The organism is Streptomyces sp. bgisy159, from assembly GCF_057707805.1.
In genome coordinates this window covers 1-1212 of the sequence record NZ_JBYIQX010000120.1, presented here as the reverse complement: position 1 = coordinate 1212, position 1212 = coordinate 1, and the positions used below count along the sequence as shown (strand labels likewise).

Here is a 1212-nt window from a genome sequence, read left to right as displayed (position 1 = left end):
GGTGCCAGCAGCTGGCCGCTGCGCTGGGCCTTCAGGCGGTCCCGGCGAAGGTCGAGGGGCTGCGGTCGAAGGCGAAACGCCTGGTGGAACGAGGGTGGGCACTTCAGACACGGCCAGGGGTGTTCACTCCGCTCGGGACGACGGCCGGCTGAAGGCGCCGGGGCGGCGCCCGGCCAGGCGGCTGCTCATGAGCATGGTCATGGACCACAGCACCATGGCCTCGTGCATGGCGGGCAGCGTCTCGTAGTCACGCACCAGGCGACGCGAGCGCATCAGCCAGCTCAGCGTTCTTTCCACCACCCACCTCCGCGGCAGCACCACGAACCCCGTGGTGTCGTCCGAGCGTTTGACGATCTCGAGCGTGAGGTGGAGGTTCTCAGCCGCCCAGTCGACCAGGCGCCCCGCATAGCCGCCGTCCGCCCAGACGAGCCGGACGGAGAAGTACAGCCTGCGCAGCCGCTCCAGCAGAGGCACCGCGGCGTCCCGGTCCTGCACGTTCGCCGCGGTCACCGCGACGGCCAGGACCAGGCCGAGACAGTCCACCACCAGGTGTCGCTTGCGCCCGCCCACCCTCTTGCCGCCGTCCCAGCCGGACGTGAAGCGCGGGATGTTCGCCGCTGCCCGCACTGACTGTGAGTCCACGACGGCGGCCGTCGGGTCCACATCACGGCCATCCTTCTGGCGTACTTTGTCGCGCAGCCGGTCGTGGAGCTCGGCGAGCAAGCCCGTCACCTGCCAGCGGCGGGCGAACGCGTGCACCCGCCGGTACGGCGGGAAGTCACAGGGCAGGTTGACCCACTTGACGCCGTTGTCGACGACATAGCGGACGGCGTCCAGCATGACGCGGTGGCAATAGCCCTCCGGTCGTCCGCCCCGCCCCTGAAGCCACGCGGGAACCGGCAGCAACGGCCGGAGGACCTGCCACTCTGCCTCCGTCAGGTCGGAGCCGTAACACCGCACGCGGTCCGGTCCGTCCGCCGCGTTGCCGAACCTGTGCGCGAGACAGTCACACGCAGGAGACGGCGCGTTGGACTCCACGGCCGCAAGCGCGACAGACTGCGACAACAGGGCCTCCTGGTACTACTCGGTTGGGATCGCAACCCCGAGCTACCAAGAGGCCCTGCCGCTATGCCCCGACCACCGAGAGATCACCCGAACAGGAACCCTGTTCGACTGATCAAGCCTGCCGAACGGTAAGCGGATGGCGTCTGA

General features: G+C 69.2%; 1 protein-coding gene. It reads right to left on the bottom strand.

The genetic code is table 11. From position 1 onward, the window contains the following. Positions 1-123 precede the first annotated feature (123 nt). Positions 124-960, bottom strand: a complete 837-nt coding sequence (locus tag AC3ET3_RS36075; protein ID WP_432159253.1) for an IS5 family transposase — start codon at positions 958-960, stop codon at positions 124-126. Positions 961-1212 lie beyond the last annotated feature (252 nt).